Below are 22,798 nucleotides of genomic sequence, written 5' to 3' on the forward strand. Positions count from 1 at the left end.
CTATTAGTACTTACGCTATTTCATATGGGAGTGTCTGGAATAGGTAAATTACAAAGAATTGGAACGAATTGGACCACCGGACAATCATAAATCATTGTTAGTTGTTGTATATTAATAACTTACTGGAAATTTCGAGAATTTGGAACGGTTCGTTCCATCAATCAACTTTTGCGGCGATTTTGTTCCAGTTTGTGGAAATCTATTATGCGCCTTAAGCGGGGACGGGATATCTTAAGGTATTCGGCCGTCTGGGATTTGTTCCATTCACATATATTGAGGACTTCCAGAACAACCTGAGCCTCAATTTCGTCGAGAGCCTTTCCCCGCGGAGGCATATTTATGGTAACATGCTTTCTCTCGGCGACGCCCACGCGGCTTTTTTTGAGGGCCGACCGGATTTCCTGCAGATTGATTGTCCGCCCTCTATTTAGTAATACCGCTTTTTCTATGACATTGGAAAGTTCCCTGATATTCCCGGCCCAGTAATGACTTTTCATCTCTTCGATTACTTCATCTTTTATAATCAACTGCGGCTTACTATATAGAGAACTGAAATGTCTGAGAAAATGATGCACCAGTTCAGGGATATCTTCCGGGCGTTCACGCAGAGGCGGGATTTCAATCGTCAACAAATTAAGTCGAAAATATAAATCCTCTCGGAATTTCCCCGATTCTATGGCATTTTTCAAATCAAGATTGGTTGCCGCGACGACCCGAACATTAATATTTCTCTCGGCGACCTCCCCGACACGGCGTAGTTTTTTATCCTCGAGAATCTTAAGCAGCTTAGCCTGAGCCGAAGCGGTCAGGTTGCCGACTTCGTCGAGAAACAAAATACCGTTTTGGGCAAATTCAAATAATCCCAGTTTTTCGGCCTTTGCGTCGGTAAAAGCGCCTTTGGAATGTCCGAACAATTCAGCCTCAAATAGTTCATCGGGAATCGCCGAGCAGTTGACCTCCACCATATTGGAAGCCGCCCGAACGCCGGTACTATGGAGAATTTTTGATATTAAACTTTTACCGGTTCCGGTTTCACCCAGTATCAATGCGCTGGGGAAATCGACATCCGATAAGACTAATATTGTTTTGCGGATTTCCTGAATATGTTTGGAATTTCCGACCAGGGCCTGAATATCGAATCCATCTTTGCCGGAAGGAGGGGCGGGAATTTCATTTTTCAGTTCTTCCAGAAAATAATGGAGTTTTTCCAGACATTCATCGGAGGTTAATAATTCCGAGACACCCAATTTGGAAACCCGGATTGCCTCATCAATAGTCGGATTTTTTGACTTGCCGACGATTTTGGCTTCCTTGGAGTTATGGGCCAGAGATACCAAAAAATCAGGGGATGAAAATTCGGGATTATCAAGATCGACAAATACCAGGGAGGCATCGCCGAGCTGCTCAACCGGGCCGCTTTTTTCTACCCAATGGATATCGTTGGAATTTCGGCGCTCTAATTTGCTACGATCTTTGCCACCGCAAATATCGCCGTAAATAATCGATTTATCTGGCATTTTGCTCCTTTTGATGATAGTATCGGATATTGAGCCGATTCTCTAAACAAAACCGGGGCAAAAGATTTGGCCGGAACAGTTTAGAAAAAACGGTGTTGAAGATTTATTATAATTACCGGTTTCAAAAAAGCGGGAGCAAAAACAATGTTAAAACTTGATAACACGGCACTGGCCATCGTTGATATTCAGGGCAAGCTGGCCGGATTGATGCACGAAAAAGATAAGCTGTTTGAAAATGCCATTAAGATGATCAAAGGCGCACAGGTGCTGGAGTTGCCGATTCTCTGGAATGAGCAGGTGCCCGATAAATTGGGGGAGACGATCCCTCAGGTAAAAAAACTGTTTGCTCAAATTCGGCCGATGTCCAAATCGTCGTTCAGTTGCTGTGGTAACGAAGATTTCATCAAAGCTCTGACGCAGACCAGACGCAAGCAAATAATCGTCATAGGTATCGAGACGCATATTTGCGTTTATCAAACGGTTATCGATTTGCTTAATGCCAGTTACGAAGTCTATGTGGCCGCCGACGCGGTGTCATCACGGACGATGGAAAATAAGCATATTGGCCTTACGACAATGAAAGACGCCGGAGCGAAAATTACCAGTGTCGAGATGTCCTTGTTTGAAATTCTCCGGAAAGCCGGCGGCGATCGCTTCAAACAAATCAGCAAGATCGTAAAGTAAACTTGCCTTCTCAAAATGGGTTTGTTTCCTCAGATTAACGTTTTGGGTCATATCAACAAGCGAAAGCCTGTTTTCAGCTGTCGCGTAGATGACCTACCGTCGGTTCACCGCTTCGCTAAGGGACCGACGGCACAGAGAGCAACTTCTAAAATGGGTTTGTTTCCTCAGATTAACGTTTTGGGTCATATCAACTCGGTGTTAAATACGAAAGGTAAATACCTGTTTTTCCAGTAGGGGTCGCTCGCGAGCGACCCAGAAAGCAGGCGTCGCCTGTCGCGACGGTTATGCATATTATTTTTTAGATAACCCATACTACTAAATGAGGATGTTTTCGGAAATTACATCAGATTAGTTGATTAATTGTGAATGCTCATATGTGGGAACTCGTAGAATAATTAAGCTTTTACAGATATATATTCGCTCAATAATTTCCGCAATTGCTCATATGTCTTTTTATTATTAACTCTTGCGGGATGCCTAAATGGAACAACTAAATATTTTCCGCATTTGGATATTTTTTCATGTGGGTTATCTGGATTAACACCCAAATTGAGAAGCCAAATAAGGCTTTCAAAAGTTCCGCATGCTATAATTATATCTGGGTCAATTTCTGTAATTTGTTCGCTAAGAAGATGTCTTCCGATATAAGCGTGCGCATTTATAACAGCCATATTAGAAATGCTTCCCCCTGAAGTTTTTTTAAGATTTATACAAGCAATTTTATGAATGTCCTTGGTGTAAATTTCATTTTTGTCAATGTCTTTATACTCTGGAAAACCATTTAAGATTCCTGATGTCCAGCGGGCAATAGTAAACCACATGCGAATTCTTAATCCATCATTGAAGAGTGTTCTCAGGTCGCCGCCCGGCCAATCATTAACCTCTTTCATCACATACAATATTTTTTTAGACGATTCTTCATATTGCTTCTCATTAAATATTCCATCCTTACAGATTTTGTTTGAATCAATCCCTAATTTTCGATAATGATCAACCCATTTTTCCCAAATATCCATATAATTTACCCCTTTAATTCGTACCCCACACATTGGTGGATTTAAAACGATTCATCGGCTATGATAATAATAGAAAAATAATAGGATAATGGCAATCACTTTCTTTGTCGGGAACCTGTGTTTCTGACAATTGCGCAAAGAGCGATAATTCCCAAAATGGCGCAGAACAGGGATGTTACCCCACTGCTTGTTTTCCCTTATAGGACTATCACACAGTAAAATTCGATATAAAATAATTATTTCAGCTAATCTTATCGCACACTAATACCGATAATAATTAAAACAAATATTATAGGAAATACGATATGAAAACGCATGATATTGATTTTAGCCCATCGGCAATGAACACTCTGGATGATGTGAGTCAAGGGATGTATGCCACTCTACTTGATGAAGCGCAACAATTAGCCAGGAACAACTTTGATGACAGGGTAGAGCCAAGGCACGTTTTGACCGCCGTAGGGAATATTGCCAAACGAATAGTAAATGCCGGTTCTCAAGGAAATAGATTTGTGAATAGTGATACCAAAAATCGCTGGAGAGAACCAATCACAAAACAGGAACCAATTGAATTGATGTCAACAGAGGCATAAGATGGAAGATGATAGAAAATTCGATGATTTAAACAGAGAAGAATTTCCGGAATCGAGTAATGAGCCCGAAATTCCCACGAGTTTAATTGACCAAATTTTTGGCAGGAAACTAACTCGACGCGGCGAATTCAATTATTCTGGAAATATGAATTGGCATAAGGACGCTCTTGAGGAACGCAGGTCGGCTGGAAATGATATATTGAAAGCGCTTAGCCATGCATCGACAACAATGGCAAAGGCCAGGAGATCATCGGTAGTAACTGATGCCGATGTGCGAGATGCACTCCGTCGATTGGTATTGGGTCTTAATCAAACACCGTTGGTTAGATTATGCCGTTTAATATCTATAGCTGCAGTTTTTTGGGGTGGCACTCTAACCGCGCAAGGTTTCCAAACCGGAGATTACAATCTCATTGCTATTGGAACAGGATTTGGAATTGCCCTTATTGGCTTTGAAGAACTTCTTCTACATTTTAGAAGGTGATAAATTCGTACCCCACCCATTGGGCTTGTTGAAAAACCACCGCCAAGAGTTGCGGCGGGTCTTGGTTTTGTGAAACAAAATTGTGATCTGCTGTGTATCAAGAACTTACGATTCGAAATGTTTCCCCATTCTTTAGGCTGAAGATCATTTCAGGACTTTTTCAACATGCCTCATTGGGTGGGTTTAAAACGTCCTATTGTACCCTTGGGTACGAAATTATAAATCAATGAACCGTAAGAAGCATTGATCTACCCAAATTAAATACCAATTTATAGATTTTGCCATTACAATTTTCTGTGCCCGGTAACGTATTTAATAAAACGAAGCTCTTGGAATAGGGGAAATGTCGGACAGATAACTTGACTTTATTACGGAGTTATGATAGGTTTTCCACATTAATTAGTCAATTAAACGCAAGGAGAATTTCAGATGAACGCATTTGAATATGCCAAGAATATGGAATTGGATGGAAAAAAATATTATGAAGAGCATGCCGATCGAATGACCGAGCCAGTGCTGAAACGGATATTTGAGGAGTTGGCTCACGATGAGGACCGGCATTATAGAATATTTATCGCCATGGCCAGAGGCGAATTCGGTGACGTCGAAGCCGGTTTCAAAACAGCTATCTTAGAGACGACTAAAAATGTCTTTCAAAAATTGAAAGATGAAGAAAAAGACATCGATGCCTTCTCAGCCGAAGTTCGGGATGCTTGGGTCAAGGCCTGCAATATTGAAGAGCAGTCTGAAAAATTCTATAAGGAACAATCTGAAAAAGCCGAGTCGGATGAGCAGAAAGATATCTGGAATAGAATTGCTGCTGAAGAGCATAAACACTGGGTGGCTATTAATAATGTGATAAATTTTTTGGATCGGCCCAAGCAATGGCTGGAAGATGCCGAATGGTCGAATCTCGATAATCTCTAAGATCAATGATTCAAGCAATTCTCATATTAACCCCCGCTTCGGCGGGTTTTTTTATTGGCATTGTTTGACATTCCTCGCGTATTCGGGTAAATTAGTAAATTCTAATTTTTGAAAAAGGCGTTTTTATGAGTCGTTTTTTTATTATATGCCTGCTCTCTCTGGCGATTGTTGTAACGGTCTCATGCACCAAAAAGAAAAAACTTATCATCCTCGATAATTGCGGCGAAGTGGAACGGATTGTCGATTTGTACGGCAATGTCCGCAAGCTGGATGCCTTTCTGGTTAAATATAATATCGATACCGCAATGGGTGATACTCTTCCCGGCTGCGGGTATTTATTACAATTGGGCGATAATGCCGTCCAGATCGACACGATCATGCATTACAAGGAATTAAAAGAAGCCTGCGTCAAATTTTTTGAACTGGATACTTTGAACACCGAAAAGAATAGTAATTAGATATTGAAACGGAAGAGAATAACGTCTCCATCCTGAACAATATAGTCTTTGCCTTCCAGCCGGTACTTCCCGGCGTTTTTGGAAGCCGCCATTGAGCCGCATTCTGCAAAATCATCATATTTGATAACTTCGGCCCGAATAAATCCTCGCTCCATGTCAGTGTGAACCGCTCCGGCGGCCTTGCGGGCATTGGTGCCGCTTGAGATAGTCCATGCTCGGACTTCCGGATCACTGAGGGTGAAAAACGAAATCAATCCCAGGAGGCTGTATGATTTTTGAATCAATAATTCCATCGCAGGTTGTTTTATGCCCAGATCGGACAGGAAGGCGTCGCGGTCTTCGGGGTCAAGCGAACCGATTTCCATTTCTATCTTACCGCAGATGGCGACAAATTCTCTAATGCCCGGAATTTCTCGGTCTTTAAATAAATCCAGCCATTTCGATTCATTACCGATATCATCTTCGGAAATATTGAGCACCACCAGAAGAGGTTTCTGCGACAGGAAGCGATATCCCCGCAGAAGCTTTTCCTCGTTCTCTTCCAGTCCCGTTTCGGAAAGCGGCGTTTCATTTTCGAGATTGCCGAGGCATTTTCTCAGAGTTTCGACTTCACCCTGAAGAGTCTTATCACCGGTCAGTTTGGCGGTACGTTCTTTTTTCTCAATATTGCGCTCGATAATCACCTGGTCGGAAAGCATCATCTCATCGAGAAAAAGCCCGAAGTTTTTTTTGGGCGTACAGTCGGGGGCATAACAATTGATGACGACCATGAGAGCATCGGCATAGCGCAGATCATCGGGGATATTTAACGTTGACGCGTCGGTATTTTTGCCTTTGCCGGAAAAGGCGGTAATGTCGAGATAATCAATTTCGGCGTAAGTTGTCTTTTTTGGTCGAACAAGCTCAGACAATTTATCGAGGCGGGCATCGGGGACTTTGATAATCGCACGGTGTGAGGCTTTGGAGAAATCGCCAACCGCTTCGGATTTTCCGGCGGCGGCGTTGAATATGGTCGTTTTGCCTGACTGCGGCAGGCCGATAATTCCAATTTTCACTTTTTGGCTTTCTTCTTTTTTATCAGCGACCTGAGGATTTTCAGATTTTCAATATCTTCTTTAGCCGATTCTTTAGGCGTTTCCAAAATCATGGGGACTTTTTTCAAACGACGGTCATTCAGGAAAAATCCAAACGGCTCCTTGCCAATAAATCCTTTCCCGATATGTTCATGACGGTCAACCTTGGCGCCGAAGTCCTTTTTGGAGTCATTAAAATGTATGATTTTGAGCCGGTCCAGTCCAATAATATTGTCGAAATCTTTGATGGATGCCTTGTAATCTTTTTCAGTCGAGAACGGGTAACCGGCGGCGAAGATGTGACAGGTATCGAGGCAGAGGCCTATCCGATCTTTATTTTCGGTCAGGTCGATAATTCGGGCGAGTTGCTCGAACGTGTATCCCAGGTTCGTGCCCTGCCCGGCGGTAGTTTCGAGACAGATGGTCACTTTGCCGTTTAGGTCGGTGTTCATGATTTTATTGAAAGCGTCGGCAATTCGTTTTAACCCGACTTCTTCGCCGGAACCGACATGAGAGCCGGGATGCATGACGAGGTTCTCGATACCGAGCATATCGCATCGTTTCATTTCTTCGGCGAAACCGTTTGATGATTTTTCAAATAGTGTATCATCCGGCGAAGCCAGATTTATCAAATAGCTGTCGTGGGCGCAGACGACTTTGACGCCGGTTTCTTGTTGAGCTTCGTAGAATTTTTCGATATCATCATCGGTCAATGGTTTGGCTTTCCATTGATTGGAGGATTTGGTGAATATCTGGATTGCATCACAGGTAGCTTCGAGCCCGTGATGCGGGGCGTTGAAGACGCCACCGGCGATAGACATGTGCGCACCGAGAATCGACATACTCGTTTTAACCTTTCTCAAGATGGTGAATATATATGTCATATACGCAAAAGGGCAAGGAATAAGGTGAGGGGATGTTGGGTAATTCGTAATTATTATTACGTAGCGATAACCCTGGGATTGTGGCCAGGTGAATATAACCAGAACTTTAATTCGGTGTTTTGATATCCGATACGATCAATCCTTTATGATTGGAACCGATCTTACGCTGGTCATTATCAAAAATCAATTTGATGCGGAAACCCTGACGATGGAATTCCTTGTAGGAAACCAGAACCGAGCCGATATTCCCGACCCCGACCATGGCAACGTTCCGGATGCGGACATCTGATCCGCAATCTAATCTTCACCTTACCCCGTTGCGGCACCGTCTTTGACGTGGGTGTTCTTTGGGACGGCGTTGGGAATGAATAGACAGCTAACAAAATAAACGATCACCGTTGGAAATATAGCGGTGCTGATTGCCAGGACAATTGTTATCAATCGTACCAGCGTCGGATCGACTTCGAGCATCTCACCGATCCCGCCACAAATCCCAGCAATTTTGCGATCTTCTATCGAACGATATAATCTTTTCATGCTACACCCCTTTTATATTTAGATACGGGCGACTGGCACCAATGTTACTATATATACAAATCGTAAGGCTGATTATTCATAACTTCTTTGACAGCCAGACCGGATGGGATAGTTGAAAAACTGAGTTTTGGAATAGTTTTTACTTATTTAGCCATCCCTGCCACGGCCAGTTGATGTTCCTGCTCGTGTTTGCGCAAAGCCTCAATCGTTTCACTCAAATCGCCGTCAAGGATAGCCTGCAATTTGTACAGCGTCAGATTTATCCGATGATCGGTAACGCGCCCCTGAGGGAAATTATACGTCCGAATTTTGGCCGAGCGGTCACCCGAACCGACCATCGATTTGCGGTCGGCGGCGATTTTATTCTGTTGCTCTCGGATTGCCTTGTCAAGAAGCCTCGCTCGCAAAACTTTCATAGCTTTGGTTTTATTTTTCAATTGAGATTTTTCATCCTGACAGGTGACAACCAAACCTGTCGGAAGGTGCGTGATACGCACGGCCGAATCGGTAGTGTTGACCGACTGCCCGCCCGGACCGGACGAACGATATACATCCACTTTCAATTCGGATTCTTTAATCTCGATATCGACATCCTCGGCTTCGGGAAGAACCGCTACCGACGCCGCCGAGGTATGGATTCGGCCCGAGCTTTCGGTGGAAGGTACTCTCTGGACCCGATGCACGCCCGATTCAAATTTCAAAAGTGAGTAGGCGCTATCGCCGTTGATGCCGAAGACTATTTCTTTCAGGCCGCCGATTCCGGTCGGGTTGCCGGATAATAGTTCTACCTTCCAGCCCTGGTCTTCGGCATACCGGGAATACATACGGTATAAATCGGCCGCGAAAAGAGCCGCTTCCTCGCCGCCGGTCCCGGCCCGAATCTCGACTAAAACGTTTTTATCGTCATTGGGGTCACGGGGAAGAAGAAGTATCCGCAGCTTATCTTCAATCTCTTTTTGCCGGGATTCGTTTTCTTCCAGTTCGGTCGTTGCCATCTCAACCAAATCGGCGTCTTCATCGGCCTGAATAATCTCGCGCGCTTCATTGATGTCTTTTATTAATTTTCGATATGCGTCGCCGATTCGTTTTATCTCCTCGAGATGACGGTGTTCGCGCGCCAGACTTTTCAATTTGCTCGGACTGGCAAGAACCTCGGGCGAAGATAATTCCACTCCGACCGCGTCGTATCGTTCATCTATTTTATCGAGTAACTCCAGCATAGTATCCTCATTGCTACCTTAAAAATATAGACAAGATAAACTTGCCGTGCAAGGCGTTTTAGTTTTTGCGGATTGAAATTGAAGAAACGCTAAGTCGCGGGGACCTGGACTCGTTTGACCGATAGCTCCGAATTCTCAATATTCATGGCCGATTCCAACGCGACGATAGCGACTTCGATCTGGTCAGTTGTCGGTTCTTTGGTGGTGATACTTTGCAGCCATAAACCGGGAGCGATCAGAAGCCTGGTAATTTTGGAATCGCGGGTTTTGCCTGACAGCTTCAACAATTCGTATGACGCCCCGGCCACCAGAGGCAGAAGCGAAAAATGAATGCCGAACCGCTTCATCAGCCCAGGCGCTTCTCCCGTTACAATTGCGTAAATCGTATCCGAGATAGAATAAATAAGAATGGCAAAAATCGCGACGATCAATATAAAACTTGTTCCGCAACGGGGATGACGACGGGGGTAAGAACTGACATCTTCCGGAGACATTCTGGCCCCCGATTCAAAAGCGAAAATCGATTTATGCTCGGCTCCATGATAAGCGAAAACCCGTTTAAAATCAGCGATAAATGAGATTCCCCAGACATACATAATAAAAAATATTACGCGAATAATTCCGGCAACGATGTTAAATAACAGCGCGTCTTTCTTTACATGAAGAAGGGAAGAAATTACCAGAGGCAGAAAGAAAAAGATCGTAATCCCCAGCGCCAGGGCGAAGACAACCGTTCCGGCCAAAACCAGAGTATTCGATTTTTTCTTTTCTTTTTCTTTGTAAACTTCGCCGTTTTTGGCGGCTTCTTCTTTTTCGATTTCCGTAACCGCGACATCCGCCGAAAAATTCAATGATTTGATGCCGATAATCAGCATTTCAATGAACGAAACGGCTCCCCGGATGATCGGCCAGCCTAATATCTTTTTACGTTTGGTCAGAGAAATATATTTATCGGTTTTGACCTTGATTTCACCGGAAGGAATACGTACCGCCGTGGCGATGCGGTCATCCGACCTCATCATTACGCCTTCGATTACAGCTTGTCCGCCCACCGCCAAATCCGGCATGATGTCTCCTGTAGTTCTATAAAGAACAGTCTCAACTAATATAAAAGCGGCTGGAGGCTATCTCCCAAAAATCTCCAACCGTAAGAATAATACGCATCAATCAAACCTGAAGCTAAAAATAATCTATTATTTTTTCTTGTCCAGTTTATATTTCCGACGGAAACGCTCGACGCGACCGGCCGTATCGACCAGTTTCTGCTTACCGGTGAAAAACGGATGGCAATCGGAGCAGATTTCCACCTTGATATCCTTGAGAGTCGAACGGGTTTCAATCACTGCTCCGCAGGCACAGGTGATTGTGGTCGGTTCATACTTGGGATGAATTTTCGGTTTCATATTTACACCTTTTTCATTTCAACTTTATACGCAGGCTTTTTCCTCAAGACAGTCGGTCAATATAACGTTTTTCGGTAAAAAGACAAGTAATTTTACTACGGCTCGATTGTTGCCGGTTAGACTATTCTTCGAGTAATTTCCAGAGATAGCCGCCGGATTTTTCGAGCTGTTTTTTGGCCTCGGATTTGTCAATCCCGAGGGTCTGCATGGCAATAGCGACTTTAACCGAACCGCTGGATGCTTCCAGTAACTTATCGGCCTGGTCATAGTCAATATCGAGAAGCTCTATCAAAATCTTGCGAGACCGGGCTTTGAGTTTATTCGAGGTCGCCTTCAAATCCACCATCAGGTTGCCGTAACATTTTCCCAAAAGTACCATGGCCGCGGTTGAAATCATGTTCAGCGTCATCTTTTGGGCTGTCCCGGATTTCATCCGGGTTGATCCGGTAATTACCTCCGGGCCAACTATTAGCTGAATAAGAAAATCGGGTTTAATTTCCAATGAATTGGCATTATTGCAGATGATAAAAGCCGTTGCCGCTCCGACAGATTTTGCATACTCGATTCCTGCGATTGTATAGGGTGTCTTAATCGAAGCGGCTAAGCCAATCAGCATATCGTCCTTAGAAAAATTGAATTTCACCAAATCGATTTTGGCCTGTTCGGTTTCGTCTTCGACTCCCTCTTTTGATAGTACCAGCGTATCTCTGCCTCCGGCGATAACGCCGGTGAATAGAGATGGGTCGGCTCCAAAAGTAGGCGGTATTTCGGCGGCATCAAGAACGCCCAATCTTCCCGAAGTTCCGGCTCCGATATAGAATATTTGCCCGCCATTTCGAATGACATTGGCGACTTCTTCAGCCGTTCGGGCGATTTGAGGGATTTGTTCGGCAACGGCACCAGCGACGGTTTGATCTTCCTGATTAATTATCCGGCATATATCGACCACCGGAAGGCGGTCGATATTAAAAGATTTGGGATTGGAGCTTTCGGTTTCGAGTTGTTTCAGGTGACCAAGGAGTTTTCTCGCTTTGTCGCTCATCAATTCGTCACGATTATCGAATCGGGAGAAGAAATAACTATTCCAGCTACCCGACCGGTTACGTCGCCGGTCGTAATGTTATTGGCCGGACGGCCTGTTGCCGGGATATCAAACGGAATTGCATCGCCATCAAACGGAGCTCCGGTATAAGCGGCCACATATATCATATGAGTGCCGACTATCCGATCGGTAAGATTTAGCATAAACGTTTCCGAGGGAATTGAACCCGATAGATTTCCTGTAAATTCACCATATCCGTCCAGGTCGGAAAATGCCGCCGGAGGAGTTGTCGCCAAAATATAACCGGAACTTCCCGAGCTACCACTCCAGGCAACCGCTTCAGCGCCCCCGGTGTAATTCCTAATATCCGGGCCGTTAATTGTCACCGAGCCGGGCAACGTAATATTAGTAGAAAGTATCTGGGTAGTCGAATCGCTGATTTGCAATTGATAACTATTGCCCACTAATATTGTATCGGGACCATAAGCCCGATAATATCGAACAGTATTGCTTGAAATTTCTATGCTGGCCAGAGTCACATTTGCTTCGGTAAAAACTTGATTATTTTTGAGCAACGAAATCTCAATAAAGGCCGAATCGGTTTCGAGGCTTTTTGTCAATACTGCCGCGACAGTGTAACTGTCTTCATCCCCTGAACCGGGGTTCGTTAAATCCCCTCCGCAACCGGTCATCAATACCGTTGCGGCAACTATTATCCAGGATATTTTGAAAATCTTTTTCATATCATTATTATCGGAACGGCGTCATGCACAATTTACCCTAATATGGTAGCGATTCCGAATAATAAACGCAAATAAGAATTTTAGATTTTGTGCAATTTTTATTGCCAATCCTTATGTCAGACTGTTATTTATCGGATTATGACAAAAAAGACAAAAGAAGCTATCAAAGCAAGTATGGCCATCGTAATCGCCGTCGTGGCGGTTCTGGCTCTCTGGATTTATCCCCTGATTCAATCGGGAAAAATTATCAGCCGACCTGAAATCGAAGGGGTGTCTGAAAAGTCCGATTCGGGACTTAATACCGAACCGTTCACGATCATGACCGAAGATAATTTGAAACTGGTTTGCTATTTCATGGCGGCGCAAAATGAAAACAATGGGGCGTCGGATTCGGCATTAGGTACCGTTATCGTTTTGCATGGATTGTCGGATGATTTATCCAGTCGATATGAAAAGGCGCGCCATCTGACCGATGCCGGATTTAATGTATTTTATTATGACCAGCGGGCGTTCGGCGAAAGCGAAGGCGATTACCGCAGCGGCGGGTATTTCGAAAGTAACGATTTGCAGACGGTCATCTCGCGCCTCTATCTTGAGGATAAAATTATCGAACCCCTGATTATCTGGGGAAAGGACCAGGGCGGTACAGCCGCTATCAGAATCTGGGAAAACGAAAGTCGGATAGATTTTGTTATTGCCGAAGAACCGATTATTGACGGGCGCGACTGGCAAAAAAGAGAAATCGCCAGGAGAGATTTGTCCATTCCCGATTTTTATCTCGGGTTTATCTGGTGGTGGATGAAACAAAAATCGGGATATGAAATTGATATTGAGGAAACCGATATATCCGACCAATTCGGAATGGCGACCGAATTCCATCCCGATAATTTTTTGCTTATTGCTTCCGGAGAAAACGATATTCCCCAAAATGAATCTCTGGCCGAATTACGCGATATCGGAGGGAAGTGGATGATCCTGCCGGAAGCAGAGGAGGACTTAATTAATGCCAATAGTGATAGATTGATGAATGCGTTTGTGGAATTGGTAAAATCTAAAGAATAATTATTACTACTCAACAAACAGCATCGATACGCCGATGACGGCGATTATCGCGCCCAGTACCGAACGAAGGGTTGGGCGCTCTTTATAGAATATCATTACAAGTAGAATCACCACGACCGGAAATGACGACATAATTGTCGCCGCGATTCCGGCTTGAGTATGTTTAACGGCAACCAAAGACATCCAGACGCCTATCGTCGGCCCCAAAAAGGCCGCGCCTACTAAAGCATATAAAGCCTTGCGGGATGAAATTGCTTTAAACGTTGAAATTATTTCACTGCGTAATCCGGCAAAAATCCAAATTATAACTGCCGATGACAACATACGTATAAAGGTCGCCGAAAGAGGGTTGAATGATTCCCCCATGCCTTCTTTGGCCAATACCAGCCCCAAAGCCTGACCCGCGGCGCCTCCGACACCCATTAGTATTCCAACCAATTTCGAACCTTCCCGACTATTGATCTTTGAATCTTTTTTATCGGTTGATACCCAGGCGACTCCAAACAAAGTTATCCCGATTCCGGCAATTGCCATGAAAGATAAATATTCACCCAGCAAAAAGAAAGCGGCGATGGCGGTCATGGGCGGAGCCAGTGACTGCATCAATGCTCCGTGACGCGGGCCGAGTATGACCAGGCATCTAAAATAACAGGTATCCCCGAGAACCAGGCCGATTAGTCCCGATAATGTCAGATAAAGTATGGCTCGGGTGTCGGTTCCGGTTGGAAATAAAGTACTATATCCAAAGACAAGAAACAGCGCGAGGAATATCGCCGAGATTGGTATGCGCAGTTTATTGACATTATATGAGCCGATACTGCGCCCGGCAATCGTAAATAACAACGTCCCGCCTGCCCAGCAGAAGGCTGTTGATAAAGCAGCCAGTTCACCCAGAAGATTCATTAAAATATCTCATATTCAAAACGGTTAATGGGGAACGCATTTCCTTAAAGCGGATATTAAAGTCTTCATGTCGGATTCATTATTGTACAGGTGAACAGAAACTCGGATACATCCTTCACGCAATGACGTGATAATCGATTTACGGGTGAGATACTTGTAAATATCTTCGATCTTATCACCCGTGTCTCTAAAACTCAAAATTGAGCTTCGATGTTTTTGCGCCAGGGAACTCGCGATTTGAAAATACGGTTCCGATTTGAGATAGGTGATCAATTTATCAAGTAAATTATGATTATGCTTTTGAATATTCTTAATCCCGTTTTTAAGCATAAAATCAAGAGACCATTCAATAGCATTCACCAGTGACACCGGATACGTCCCCAGTTCATATTGCTGAGCGCCCAATACATAGGATTTATTGAAATTGCGAAAATTTGACCAGTTAGCTTTCCAGTCAACTCCCAGCCAGCTTCGCCAGGGGGGCAATATAATTTTCTGGATCCTATCGGAAGCGTAAAAGATCCCCGTTCCCTGTGGTGACAGCAGCCATTTTTGACCTCCGGCCGAAGCGATATCGATGCCCCAGTCTTTGACTCGTAGCGGTTCACATCCGGCGCCCTGAATGGCGTCGACGACAAAATATATTTTGTGCTTCCCGCAAATCTCTCCGATTTTTTTCAGGTCATTTTTATGACCGTTAAAAAACTGCACGAAAGAAATCGATACGACTTTCGTTTTTTTCGTTATAGCTTTTTGCAAATCATCGATATTTAGAAACCCGTTTTGCGTCTTAATAAATTTAACTTTAATGCCGCGGTTGCGGAGTTCCAGCCAGGGATAAACATTGGCGGGAAATTCTACATCGACGAGAAGCACTTCATCATCTTTGCCTAAGGGCAATCCAAACGCGGCCAGGTTGATGCCGAAGGTTGTATTGAATCCAAATCCGGTTTCCGACTGCCGGCATCCGAAAATCTTCGAGGCATTTCTACGTATTGAATCTAACGACGAAAACAATTCTTTCCGCGCTCCGATGGCCGCCATATTCGCGATGCGATTACTGTCGGTTATGATTTTGAAAGCCGGATTGGGGAGAGGACCATTTGAGGCGGCATTGAAATAAACTTTCTTACTGGTGTGTGGAAAGTGTCTGCGAAGAGATTTCTCGATGCTCATTTTTAATCCTTAAAGAATATATATATATCCGATTATGCCGTAGACTATGACCAGCTTTATCAAATAACCGGCCAGTTGAAATAAAACATACGATAGAGGTAATTTTACTCGCATAATCAGGGATATCGTAAAAGGTACTATTCCCAGGACAAAAAGAACAAATGCGACGGCGATGCCCGCCCGCGCGCCATAAAAAGGAAGGGTTAAATAAAACAAACTGTAAATAGCGGATGGGACGGCAACGAGAAACGATAATTGCATTATATATTTGGAGAAGAAATAACCGATGCTGATCTCTTCCAAAATATCTTTGGGGAGTTTATTGAGTAACGCCAATTTTTTCTCCAGAAGATACCAGATATAATCGATTATCAAAAGCGAGATTCCGGCCCAGAGAAGTGAAAAGAGCAAAAGCTCAAAACTGAATCCCATCATTTTAGCCATCCTTTTTTGCGGTACCACTTAATTGCCATTCGAGCGCCATGGGTAAAATTCGTTTGCGCCTCGAAACCCAGTTCATTCCTGGCTTTGGATACGTCAAATTCCCAGTCGGCGGTTAATTCTATTACTTTTTCCCGCGAAAAGTGAGGCGTTTGCCCCAAAGCCCGGAATAAAAATTCGGAGAATAACGCCATGCCTTTAAGAAACGATAGAGGGATCGAGATACCAATCCCTTTTTTATTAAGTAATGTACCTATCTCATCGAGCATTTCCCGAATTGTGTGCGCTTCTCTATCTGCGATTATATATGCCTGGCCGGAAGAAGTTGATGATTCGATCGCACATTTAATTGCTTCAGCCAGGTCATCGACATAAATCATCTGAACTCGATTTCGCCCCCCCGCCATATAGGGACGGATACCTTTGTTGACGATATTAAACAGTGGAAAGATTGCTTTGTCTCCCGGACCGTAAACACCGGGCGGGCGAAGAATTGTAATCGGGAATAAATCAAAATATGGTCGAGCTGCTTCTTCGGCGGCAAGTTTGCTCTGTCCATAAGTTGTCAGGGGTTGCGGCGGGTTTTCTTCGCGACGGGGCTTACCAGGTGACGGCCCGTAAGCTGCGGTCGATGAAATAAGAACAAATCTCTTGAGATTAATATTGTGATTCTTGACGGCGTTCAATATATTCAAAGTTCCCTGCTGATTAATCCGAAAATATGTTTCCTTCCTTTTCGCCTTAACCAGGCCGGCCAGATGAATTATGTAATCGGCACCGGTTACCGCCGGAATGAGAAAATCGGGATTGGTAATGTCGGCCATGTATTTGCTATAGGGAATATCGCTGAGTAAGCTTAAATTTGAACTCTCTCGACAGATAATCCTGATGGCGTATCCTGACGCGGCCAGGAGCCGGCAAACTCGGCTGCCGATAAAACCATTAGCGCCTGTTATTAAAATCGTTTTGATTTCGCCCTGCATCCCGCCAATTTACCGGATTGAAGGCTGCTTTTCAAGCTTTAGTTATGCTCAGATTCATCGTTATAAATCTTGTATTGTGATCCCAATTTTACCAGAGCCATCGCCATGACCGTTCGGGGCCGTTGATCCCAGATATGCTGAGCGGCTTCAATCATGCTTTGTCCGGTCGCGAAGATATCATCGAAGAGAAGAATATTTTTTTCCTGGACTAATTCAGGATAATCGAGGCGGTATCGCCTTAAATTATCCTCTATTCTCTCGTTAAAGGTACGCGCCTTTTGAGGCGGGCCGACATTAATATGCGAAAAAATATCATGACGAACCGGCCAGTTAAATTCTTTTCCTATTGCTTCAGCCAGGTATTTCACGGGACTTATCGGGCAATTTGTAATTGTATCGGGAATTGTTATTATCAAATCCGGATGTTGAGGAAGAGGATATTCCCTGATAAAACTAATTAGAATCCCAGATAGTTTCTTTGCCGCTTGCGCATTTTGGCGGTATTTCATCAAATGAATCAAACGTCCCATATCAGTCTTTTTGTGAAAAATATCCTCCGAATACTTGCCCAGAGCAGCCGAGTATGAAAAAGGACCCGGCAATTGATTGATGTTTATCTCGGGATTTAATCGGGCAATATCATTTTCATTCGCCCACAGCCGAAAAAAGGACAAAATATATTTTTCTAATAATTCCCGGAGTTTCATTAAATTACAATTTAAGCTATTTGGAAAATTTGGCAACTATTTCGCAATAATGGACGCTTAAGTATTCAAAAAATCTTACGATTCAGGAACAAAAGGCAAGATTGGGGGTTAAAGTCATCAATAAGACAATCGAGGACAAATGTTGTTATATATTGACTTGACCGCGAGAAGAAAATCCTTATATTGTTTGTAGATAAAACTATTTTAGGAGGCTTGAGTGAAAATGCGTATATTTTCGGTATGTTTGATGTTGGTCGCTCTCTTTGCGTTTGGCAGCTCGGCGATTGCCGGTGAGGGATGTCCTTCCTCCAAAGCCAAGTTGACCAAAGCTAATAGCGATGGACACACGGGCGCTTGTGTTCCGGGTAAGGATTGTGAAGTCGTTATTTTTACCGTATCGAACATGACTTGCGGCGGATGCGTCGGTAGAATTACCAAAACTCTGACGGCCGTTGAAGGCGTTCATGGCGTCAAGGTCAGCCTTGAGAAAGGTACCGCCACCGTTCATTATAAGATAGATTCCAAGGTGGAACCTTCTATGTTGACGGCGGTTGTTACCAAAGCCGGTTATCCGGCCAAATTGTCTGACGCCAAGGCCACCGGTGCAAAGGCCGCTCACGGCGGTTGCGACCCGGCCAAGTGCAAAGACAAAAAGGCCTGCTGCCCGGGCAAGAAATAAGTTTATATTATAAACTTAAAAATTTGGCGGAGGAGCCTGGGTGAGTTTCTCCGCTTTTTCTATTGCCCCAATCAGATATTTTGGGCTATATTAGCGCCATGAAATTTATAGAATGTTTTCTTGCGATAAGCATGATATTTATTCTCGTTATCCCCGCTTACGCCACCAAGTACGCCGGTGAGCCGTTTTCGTTAGGCGTTGGCGCCGGGCCTCTCGGTATGGGGGGAGCCGTCATTGCGGGACCATTCAACGCGACATCCGGTTATTGGAATCCTGCCGGACTGGCCTACACTTCCGGACGCCAGATAATGACCATGCACTCGGAAACATTCGGTTCGCTTCTGAATCATGATTTTATCGGATTTTCTTCTAATTCTGGAAAATCTACGGGATTGAATAGCTATGGTGCCTACCTGTATTATCTGGGAGGGGGTGGCATAAAAATTACCGAATTTGATCCCCAGAGTCAATATCCGGTTGTCGTTCGAGAAGAAAATCATTTTGATATTATGCTGGGCGGATCGCTGGCAGGCAAATATCGGGATAATGTATCATATGGCATCACCGCCAAGATAATATACCGCGATATCGCCGTTGAAACCGCCTACGGTCTGGGCCTAGATGCCGGGGTTGTCTATAAAGTAGATACCATAATAACCGCGGCGCTGGTCGTCACCGATTTGACCTCAACTTTTCTGGCCTATTCCAATGATAATACCGAAACGATTTATCCCGCTGTCAAACCGGGGATGTCGATTCGCTTCGCCCATCAAAGTATGACGGCTCTTGCAACAGGACAGGTGATTTTCAGATTCGAAGGACGAAAGCAAAACGCCGAGTTATGGCAGGGCGAAATCTCAGCCGATTTTCAAGCTGGTTTACAACTGGGTTATAAAGATATCGCGTTCGGACGAATCGGGTATGACCAGTCTCGTTTTACTGCCGGACTCGGCGCCATTTTTGATAAATATATAATTGATCTGGCGTATTTACATCACAGTGATTTTGATGAAACTTTCCGCATCTCCGCGGGAATAAATTTCTGAAAATAATTATTCTGGTGGGACAAGATCAAATCCGACCAGACTATCCTAAACACTTTAATTGCCTTTGATGGGTAAGACGAACTCAAATGAATCGGCTTCCTTGTCTGAAGGCAATGTGAATCCGGCTATTTCTTGAAAACTTCTATCCCAGTCAACTGCTTCTTTGGCTTGGCGTTTAGTCTCACGGCCGAATTCTTTCAGTAGTTCGTTAATGAAAACTTTTCCTTTCCCTAGGGCTTCTTGTTGTTCAGTCACTAATTGCTTTCTCGCCTCCAAATAACTGATCTTTAGGCTATTCGGATTTCCCTTACTATCAAGTACAATTCGATGTGCTTGATGTCGGGCTATCTCTATAAGATCTTTGTCTTTAACAAGGCCGAAGTAGTTTTTGCCTAGCGCAATAAAAAATAAAAGTACTTGACCTACAATGAATATAAATCCCCACCGGAGCAAAGACCATTCGCGTTCAGTGAGTTGAGAACCTTCGGTGGTAAACTCATGCCAACCATGATAGAAGAAGAATATCCATGAGGCAATAATGATGCCACTAAATATGGTCAAGACTACTATTCTCGTCACAAGCCGCATTATGTTTGCCCTCCATTAACTGAAGTACCGGGAGGAGACCAATCTCCACCGAGATAATGTTTTATCAGTTCTCGTAATTCCATATCTTCTGATTCTGTAAGAAGGAAGTTAGTCCCCGGTGGATACCGAAACAGCAGATTATTTCCCAGAACCGGATTATTTTGAATAAGCTTACTTGGGATAAATCGTTTTGGGTGGGCAAGAAAGGACTTCTTACACTCAACCTTAACCCGATTAACACCCTGCTCATCTACGAACGTGTGCGAATCCGATATTTGACCCCATCCGTAAAGTCCACGATGTTTTGGACTGCCAGCCAGCCAGAAGTATATGATGTTTCCAGCATTCATCTTGTCGCGTTCCCTACTGGCAAGCCAAGCTACGCGATCACCAACCTTGAGGTGTTTGCGAAGATCGTACTTTTCAGGTACTGATTGAAATATGAAACTCATAAATTCTCCAATGTGGTTAAAGATCTATATTGCCGTTAACAAGATATCCTTGAGTCCTATACATTATCCTGGTTTTCATTTCTATTATCATTAATAACAATCTACCATTCGTAAGCTAAGGAAATCTAATTAAAAGCATTCGTAACTTTGATTTCCCAGGCTTATTACTTTAGCCCAGTGCTGGCTGATATTTGTAGATGATACCAGATGCAGTACCTAATAAAACCTAAAAGCTATACGCGAATAATGCAAGAAAAATTTAGGCCTTTGACACTGAAAGCGAAATATAATTTACAGTAATTCCAATATCGATCATTCAAATGTTATTCATGCCGTGCCGACGTTCGCGCTTGCGAGGAAACTGGTAGCAGAATGAGTTATTGATTAAAATGTGTATAGGTTTAAATTTCAAATGTACTTTTCCCTTGCCCCGTGCGAGGGTATTATATACTTTGGGTTAACATGAATTCACAAACCACCGCAAAAAACGTCATTTACCTATTATACAGTTATCGCTTCGGGAGGACTCGTGGAAAAATTTCATGAAATTCTAACTACTATTAATGATAATCTCTGGGGCAGTCAGGAAACTTTCCCCTGGATGCTTGTGGCGCTGATCGGAACGGGTATATTTATAGCATTTCGTCTATCGTGGATTCAGCTACGCCAGGTCAAACACGCCATCGATATTACTCGGGGCAAATATGATAATCCCGAACACGCAGGGGATATCTCTCATTTTCAGGCTTTATCCACCGCTCTTTCGGCCACGATTGGAATTGGTAATATAGCAGGAGTCGCTACAGCGATTCATTACGGCGGGCCGGGGGCCTTGTTTTGGATGTGGCTGACAGGGATTTTGGGAACATCACTAAAATACGCCGAATGTACTCTTTCGATGAAGTATCGAAAAATCAATCCCGACGGCTCGGCGTCCGGCGGACCGATGTATTACATCGAAAAAGCCCTGGGATGGAAATGGCTGGCGGTTGTTTTTGCCGGAGCGGCGTCGATTTGCGCCCTGGCGACCGGAAATGCCGTGCAGGCTAACACCGTAGCCGACCAGATGAAATCCGATTTTAATATCAGCGTCTATATCACCGGAGCCGTTATCGCGATTCTGGTTGGAATGGTTATTCTGGGCGGTATCAAAAGAATTGGTCGGGTAACATCAATTCTGGCGCCCATCATGACCGTTATTTATATCCTCGGAGCTCTTTTAATTATTCTCATAAATTATGATAAAATTCCCGGAGCGATCACAACGATTGTCAATTCGGCTTTCTCGCCGCCGGGAATGGCGGCCGGATTTGCCGGAGCCGGATTCATGCACTGTCTTATCTGGGGAATCAAACGCGGCTTATTTTCGAATGAAGCCGGTCAGGGTTCGGCGCCGATCGCGCATGCCGCGGCCAAGACCGACGAACCGGTTCGCGAAGGTACCGTCGCCATGATGGGTCCTTACATTGATACCATCACAATTTGTACTTTGACGGGACTTGTAATTGTCCTGACCAACGCCTGGAATGCGGTTGACGCGGCCGGAAACGGATTATTTCTCAACGGTTCTCCTTTAACGACTTATGCTTTTTCTCAGGGACTCACCTTCATGGGAGGATACGGCGGATATATCGTAACCGCAGCGGTGCTCCTCTTTGCCTCGTCAACGATGATATCATGGTCATATTACGGCGACCGCTCGATTCAATATCTGTTTGGAGATAAAGTAATAATTCCGTACCGAATTATTTTCTGCCTGATGATTTTCTGGGGAGCAGTTAACCCGCTTGAAGTAGTCTGGACTTTTGGAGATATTTGTCTGGCCTTGATGGCCTTACCCAATCTGTTGGCCTTGATTGTTCTGGCCGGACTCGTCAAGAAAATAACCGACGAATATTATTCCCGCGAACATAAACCCTACCGATAAATTCCAATAGATACCCCCGGCTAAAGCCGGGATTCTATAGGCTTACACCAAACGCTTCGCGGTTGTTACAACTCCTGACGGAGTTGTCCTGAATCCTGTTGTCCTTGTAGTTCTACATAGTTCAGGATTGTCTTCTCGTCCAAACCTACACTGCTTACGAAATAGCCCGGTGACCAAACAATGTTTTCATTCCAATAGACTTTTGACAACCACGGAAAAAACTCTCGCATCCTTGACGCCAATTGACTTTTTA

The 22,798-nt window shown here is 44.2% G+C and carries 28 protein-coding genes; 9 read left to right on the forward strand and 19 right to left on the reverse strand.

What is annotated here, in order from left to right; genetic code table 11:
* Nucleotides 1-161 precede the first annotated feature (161 nt).
* Nucleotides 162-1,517, reverse strand: a complete 1,356-nt coding sequence (locus tag V3V99_11745; GenBank protein ID MEE9443326.1) for a sigma-54 dependent transcriptional regulator — start codon at nt 1,515-1,517, stop codon at nt 162-164.
* A gap of 144 nt (nt 1,518-1,661) precedes the next feature.
* Here V3V99_11745 and V3V99_11750 point away from each other — a divergent pair, with 144 nt between their 5' ends.
* The gene (locus V3V99_11750; GenBank protein ID MEE9443327.1) at nt 1,662-2,201 is read left to right on the forward strand and encodes a hydrolase; all 540 of its coding nucleotides are present in this window, start codon (nt 1,662-1,664) and stop codon (nt 2,199-2,201) included.
* 395 nt (nt 2,202-2,596) lie between these two features.
* Here the strand turns inward: V3V99_11750 and V3V99_11755 are convergent, their stop codons facing one another.
* Nucleotides 2,597-3,217 (reverse strand): hypothetical protein, encoded by a 621-nt coding sequence (locus V3V99_11755; GenBank protein ID MEE9443328.1) that lies wholly within the window; start codon nt 3,215-3,217, stop codon nt 2,597-2,599.
* A gap of 305 nt (nt 3,218-3,522) precedes the next feature.
* Between V3V99_11755 and V3V99_11760 the strand changes: the two genes are divergently transcribed.
* The 4 genes from V3V99_11760 to V3V99_11775 all read left to right on the forward strand — a co-directional run bounded on the left by V3V99_11760 (nt 3,523) and on the right by V3V99_11775 (nt 5,679).
* Nucleotides 3,523-3,810 carry a hypothetical protein gene (locus tag V3V99_11760; protein MEE9443329.1) on the forward strand — a complete coding sequence of 96 codons (288 nt, stop codon included), beginning with the start codon at nt 3,523-3,525 and terminating at the stop codon, nt 3,808-3,810.
* 1 nt (nt 3,811) lies between these two features.
* Complete coding sequence (locus V3V99_11765) at nt 3,812-4,294, forward strand: hypothetical protein (protein MEE9443330.1); 483 nt, start codon at nt 3,812-3,814, stop codon at nt 4,292-4,294.
* A gap of 429 nt (nt 4,295-4,723) precedes the next feature.
* The gene (locus tag V3V99_11770) at nt 4,724-5,221 is read left to right on the forward strand and encodes a ferritin family protein (GenBank protein ID MEE9443331.1); all 498 of its coding nucleotides are present in this window, start codon (nt 4,724-4,726) and stop codon (nt 5,219-5,221) included.
* 125 nt (nt 5,222-5,346) lie between these two features.
* Entirely contained in the window at nt 5,347-5,679 is a 333-nt protein-coding gene (locus V3V99_11775) for a hypothetical protein (protein MEE9443332.1), read from the forward strand.
* Here V3V99_11775 and V3V99_11780 read toward each other — a convergent pair.
* The 9 genes from V3V99_11780 to V3V99_11820 form a co-directional block, all read right to left on the reverse strand.
* A complete protein-coding gene (locus tag V3V99_11780) occupies nt 5,676-6,734 on the reverse strand; it encodes a DUF933 domain-containing protein (protein ID MEE9443333.1) in 1,059 nt (352 codons plus the stop codon). The two genes, V3V99_11775 and V3V99_11780, sit on opposite strands and share 4 nt — an antisense overlap.
* Nucleotides 6,731-7,594, reverse strand: coding sequence for a deoxyribonuclease IV (locus V3V99_11785; GenBank protein ID MEE9443334.1), 864 nt, complete (start codon nt 7,592-7,594; stop codon nt 6,731-6,733). Before V3V99_11785 ends, V3V99_11780 begins: the two co-directional genes overlap by 4 nt.
* Before the next feature lie 148 nt (nt 7,595-7,742).
* Nucleotides 7,743-7,898, reverse strand: coding sequence for a hypothetical protein (locus V3V99_11790; GenBank protein ID MEE9443335.1), 156 nt, complete (start codon nt 7,896-7,898; stop codon nt 7,743-7,745).
* Between the two features lie 47 nt (nt 7,899-7,945).
* On the reverse strand, nt 7,946-8,173 hold the full coding sequence (locus V3V99_11795) for a PspC domain-containing protein (protein ID MEE9443336.1): 228 nt from the start codon (nt 8,171-8,173) through the stop codon (nt 7,946-7,948).
* 143 nt (nt 8,174-8,316) lie between these two features.
* Nucleotides 8,317-9,393 carry a peptide chain release factor 1 gene (prfA, locus tag V3V99_11800; protein MEE9443337.1) on the reverse strand — a complete coding sequence of 359 codons (1,077 nt, stop codon included), beginning with the start codon at nt 9,391-9,393 and terminating at the stop codon, nt 8,317-8,319.
* Nucleotides 9,394-9,482: 89 nt separating this feature from the next.
* Complete coding sequence (locus V3V99_11805; protein MEE9443338.1) at nt 9,483-10,460, reverse strand: DUF1385 domain-containing protein; 978 nt, start codon at nt 10,458-10,460, stop codon at nt 9,483-9,485.
* 126 nt (nt 10,461-10,586) lie between these two features.
* Nucleotides 10,587-10,796: a 50S ribosomal protein L31 gene (gene rpmE, locus V3V99_11810; GenBank protein ID MEE9443339.1), complete on the reverse strand. Its 210-nt coding sequence runs from the start codon at nt 10,794-10,796 to the stop codon at nt 10,587-10,589.
* 121 nt (nt 10,797-10,917) lie between these two features.
* Nucleotides 10,918-11,838 carry an N-acetylmuramic acid 6-phosphate etherase gene (gene murQ / locus V3V99_11815; GenBank protein MEE9443340.1) on the reverse strand — a complete coding sequence of 307 codons (921 nt, stop codon included), beginning with the start codon at nt 11,836-11,838 and terminating at the stop codon, nt 10,918-10,920.
* On the reverse strand, nt 11,838-12,581 hold the full coding sequence (locus V3V99_11820; GenBank protein MEE9443341.1) for a hypothetical protein: 744 nt from the start codon (nt 12,579-12,581) through the stop codon (nt 11,838-11,840). The genes murQ and V3V99_11820 overlap by 1 nt, the downstream gene beginning before the upstream one ends.
* A gap of 138 nt (nt 12,582-12,719) precedes the next feature.
* On the opposite strand from V3V99_11820, the gene V3V99_11825 reads away from it, so the two are divergent.
* Complete coding sequence (locus V3V99_11825) at nt 12,720-13,643, forward strand: alpha/beta fold hydrolase (GenBank protein ID MEE9443342.1); 924 nt, start codon at nt 12,720-12,722, stop codon at nt 13,641-13,643.
* Nucleotides 13,644-13,649: 6 nt separating this feature from the next.
* On the opposite strand, the gene V3V99_11830 is transcribed toward V3V99_11825, so the two are convergent.
* Genes V3V99_11830 through V3V99_11850 form a run of 5 tightly spaced genes read right to left on the reverse strand, consistent with a single transcriptional unit; the run spans nt 13,650 to nt 17,820 of the window.
* Complete coding sequence (locus V3V99_11830; protein ID MEE9443343.1) at nt 13,650-14,546, reverse strand: DMT family transporter; 897 nt, start codon at nt 14,544-14,546, stop codon at nt 13,650-13,652.
* A 24-nt stretch (nt 14,547-14,570) separates the two neighbouring features.
* Nucleotides 14,571-15,722, reverse strand: coding sequence for an aminotransferase class V-fold PLP-dependent enzyme (locus V3V99_11835; GenBank protein MEE9443344.1), 1,152 nt, complete (start codon nt 15,720-15,722; stop codon nt 14,571-14,573).
* 9 nt (nt 15,723-15,731) lie between these two features.
* Nucleotides 15,732-16,157, reverse strand: coding sequence for a hypothetical protein (locus tag V3V99_11840; protein ID MEE9443345.1), 426 nt, complete (start codon nt 16,155-16,157; stop codon nt 15,732-15,734).
* Nucleotides 16,154-17,146 carry an NAD(P)-dependent oxidoreductase gene (locus tag V3V99_11845; GenBank protein ID MEE9443346.1) on the reverse strand — a complete coding sequence of 331 codons (993 nt, stop codon included), beginning with the start codon at nt 17,144-17,146 and terminating at the stop codon, nt 16,154-16,156. Before V3V99_11845 ends, V3V99_11840 begins: the two co-directional genes overlap by 4 nt.
* A 38-nt stretch (nt 17,147-17,184) precedes the next feature.
* Nucleotides 17,185-17,820: a hypothetical protein gene (locus V3V99_11850; GenBank protein MEE9443347.1), complete on the reverse strand. Its 636-nt coding sequence runs from the start codon at nt 17,818-17,820 to the stop codon at nt 17,185-17,187.
* A gap of 256 nt (nt 17,821-18,076) precedes the next feature.
* On the opposite strand from V3V99_11850, the gene V3V99_11855 reads away from it, so the two are divergent.
* Both V3V99_11855 and V3V99_11860 read left to right on the forward strand, forming a co-directional pair.
* Entirely contained in the window at nt 18,077-18,532 is a 456-nt protein-coding gene (locus V3V99_11855) for a heavy metal-associated domain-containing protein (protein MEE9443348.1), read from the forward strand.
* A 98-nt stretch (nt 18,533-18,630) separates the two neighbouring features.
* The gene (locus V3V99_11860; GenBank protein MEE9443349.1) at nt 18,631-19,578 is read left to right on the forward strand and encodes a hypothetical protein; all 948 of its coding nucleotides are present in this window, start codon (nt 18,631-18,633) and stop codon (nt 19,576-19,578) included.
* A 54-nt stretch (nt 19,579-19,632) separates the two neighbouring features.
* Here the strand turns inward: V3V99_11860 and V3V99_11865 are convergent, their stop codons facing one another.
* Both V3V99_11865 and V3V99_11870 read right to left on the reverse strand, forming a co-directional pair.
* Complete coding sequence (locus tag V3V99_11865; GenBank protein MEE9443350.1) at nt 19,633-20,166, reverse strand: hypothetical protein; 534 nt, start codon at nt 20,164-20,166, stop codon at nt 19,633-19,635.
* Nucleotides 20,166-20,618, reverse strand: a complete 453-nt coding sequence (locus V3V99_11870) for a hypothetical protein (protein MEE9443351.1) — start codon at nt 20,616-20,618, stop codon at nt 20,166-20,168. Before V3V99_11870 ends, V3V99_11865 begins: the two co-directional genes overlap by 1 nt.
* Before the next feature lie 529 nt (nt 20,619-21,147).
* Between V3V99_11870 and V3V99_11875 the strand changes: the two genes are divergently transcribed.
* Nucleotides 21,148-22,545: a sodium:alanine symporter family protein gene (locus V3V99_11875; protein MEE9443352.1), complete on the forward strand. Its 1,398-nt coding sequence runs from the start codon at nt 21,148-21,150 to the stop codon at nt 22,543-22,545.
* A gap of 65 nt (nt 22,546-22,610) precedes the next feature.
* Here the strand turns inward: V3V99_11875 and V3V99_11880 are convergent.
* Nucleotides 22,611-22,798, reverse strand: a 188-nt coding sequence (locus V3V99_11880) for a transposase (protein MEE9443353.1), incomplete at its 5' end; no start/stop codon positions are given.

This window comes from Candidatus Zixiibacteriota bacterium (genome assembly GCA_036480375.1).
Lineage (GTDB): Bacteria > Zixibacteria > MSB-5A5 > GN15 > JAAZOE01 > JAZGGI01.

Excerpts from the sequence above, each read along its gene's own strand:
- V3V99_11745 (MEE9443326.1), bottom strand. The coding sequence starts at position 1,517 with ATGCCAGATAAATCGATTATTTACGGCGATATTTGCGGTGGCAAAGAT.
- V3V99_11750 (MEE9443327.1), top strand. The coding sequence starts at position 1,662 with ATGTTAAAACTTGATAACACGGCACTGGCCATCGTTGATATTCAGGGC.
- V3V99_11755 (MEE9443328.1), bottom strand. The coding sequence starts at position 3,217 with ATGGATATTTGGGAAAAATGGGTTGATCATTATCGAAAATTAGGGATT.
- V3V99_11760 (MEE9443329.1), top strand. The coding sequence starts at position 3,523 with ATGAAAACGCATGATATTGATTTTAGCCCATCGGCAATGAACACTCTG.
- V3V99_11765 (MEE9443330.1), top strand. The coding sequence starts at position 3,812 with ATGGAAGATGATAGAAAATTCGATGATTTAAACAGAGAAGAATTTCCG.
- V3V99_11770 (MEE9443331.1), top strand. The coding sequence starts at position 4,724 with ATGAACGCATTTGAATATGCCAAGAATATGGAATTGGATGGAAAAAAA.
- V3V99_11775 (MEE9443332.1), top strand. The coding sequence starts at position 5,347 with ATGAGTCGTTTTTTTATTATATGCCTGCTCTCTCTGGCGATTGTTGTA.
- V3V99_11785 (MEE9443334.1), bottom strand. The coding sequence starts at position 7,594 with ATGTCGATTCTCGGTGCGCACATGTCTATCGCCGGTGGCGTCTTCAAC.
- V3V99_11790 (MEE9443335.1), bottom strand. The coding sequence starts at position 7,898 with ATGGTCGGGGTCGGGAATATCGGCTCGGTTCTGGTTTCCTACAAGGAA.
- V3V99_11795 (MEE9443336.1), bottom strand. The coding sequence starts at position 8,173 with ATGAAAAGATTATATCGTTCGATAGAAGATCGCAAAATTGCTGGGATT.
- prfA (MEE9443337.1), bottom strand. The coding sequence starts at position 9,393 with ATGCTGGAGTTACTCGATAAAATAGATGAACGATACGACGCGGTCGGA.
- V3V99_11805 (MEE9443338.1), bottom strand. The coding sequence starts at position 10,460 with ATGCCGGATTTGGCGGTGGGCGGACAAGCTGTAATCGAAGGCGTAATG.
- rpmE (MEE9443339.1), bottom strand. The coding sequence starts at position 10,796 with ATGAAACCGAAAATTCATCCCAAGTATGAACCGACCACAATCACCTGT.
- murQ (MEE9443340.1), bottom strand. The coding sequence starts at position 11,838 with ATGAGCGACAAAGCGAGAAAACTCCTTGGTCACCTGAAACAACTCGAA.
- V3V99_11820 (MEE9443341.1), bottom strand. The coding sequence starts at position 12,581 with ATGAAAAAGATTTTCAAAATATCCTGGATAATAGTTGCCGCAACGGTA.
- V3V99_11825 (MEE9443342.1), top strand. The coding sequence starts at position 12,720 with ATGACAAAAAAGACAAAAGAAGCTATCAAAGCAAGTATGGCCATCGTA.
- V3V99_11830 (MEE9443343.1), bottom strand. The coding sequence starts at position 14,546 with ATGAATCTTCTGGGTGAACTGGCTGCTTTATCAACAGCCTTCTGCTGG.
- V3V99_11835 (MEE9443344.1), bottom strand. The coding sequence starts at position 15,722 with ATGAGCATCGAGAAATCTCTTCGCAGACACTTTCCACACACCAGTAAG.
- V3V99_11840 (MEE9443345.1), bottom strand. The coding sequence starts at position 16,157 with ATGATGGGATTCAGTTTTGAGCTTTTGCTCTTTTCACTTCTCTGGGCC.
- V3V99_11845 (MEE9443346.1), bottom strand. The coding sequence starts at position 17,146 with ATGCAGGGCGAAATCAAAACGATTTTAATAACAGGCGCTAATGGTTTT.
- V3V99_11855 (MEE9443348.1), top strand. The coding sequence starts at position 18,077 with ATGCGTATATTTTCGGTATGTTTGATGTTGGTCGCTCTCTTTGCGTTT.
- V3V99_11860 (MEE9443349.1), top strand. The coding sequence starts at position 18,631 with ATGAAATTTATAGAATGTTTTCTTGCGATAAGCATGATATTTATTCTC.
- V3V99_11865 (MEE9443350.1), bottom strand. The coding sequence starts at position 20,166 with ATGCGGCTTGTGACGAGAATAGTAGTCTTGACCATATTTAGTGGCATC.
- V3V99_11870 (MEE9443351.1), bottom strand. The coding sequence starts at position 20,618 with ATGAGTTTCATATTTCAATCAGTACCTGAAAAGTACGATCTTCGCAAA.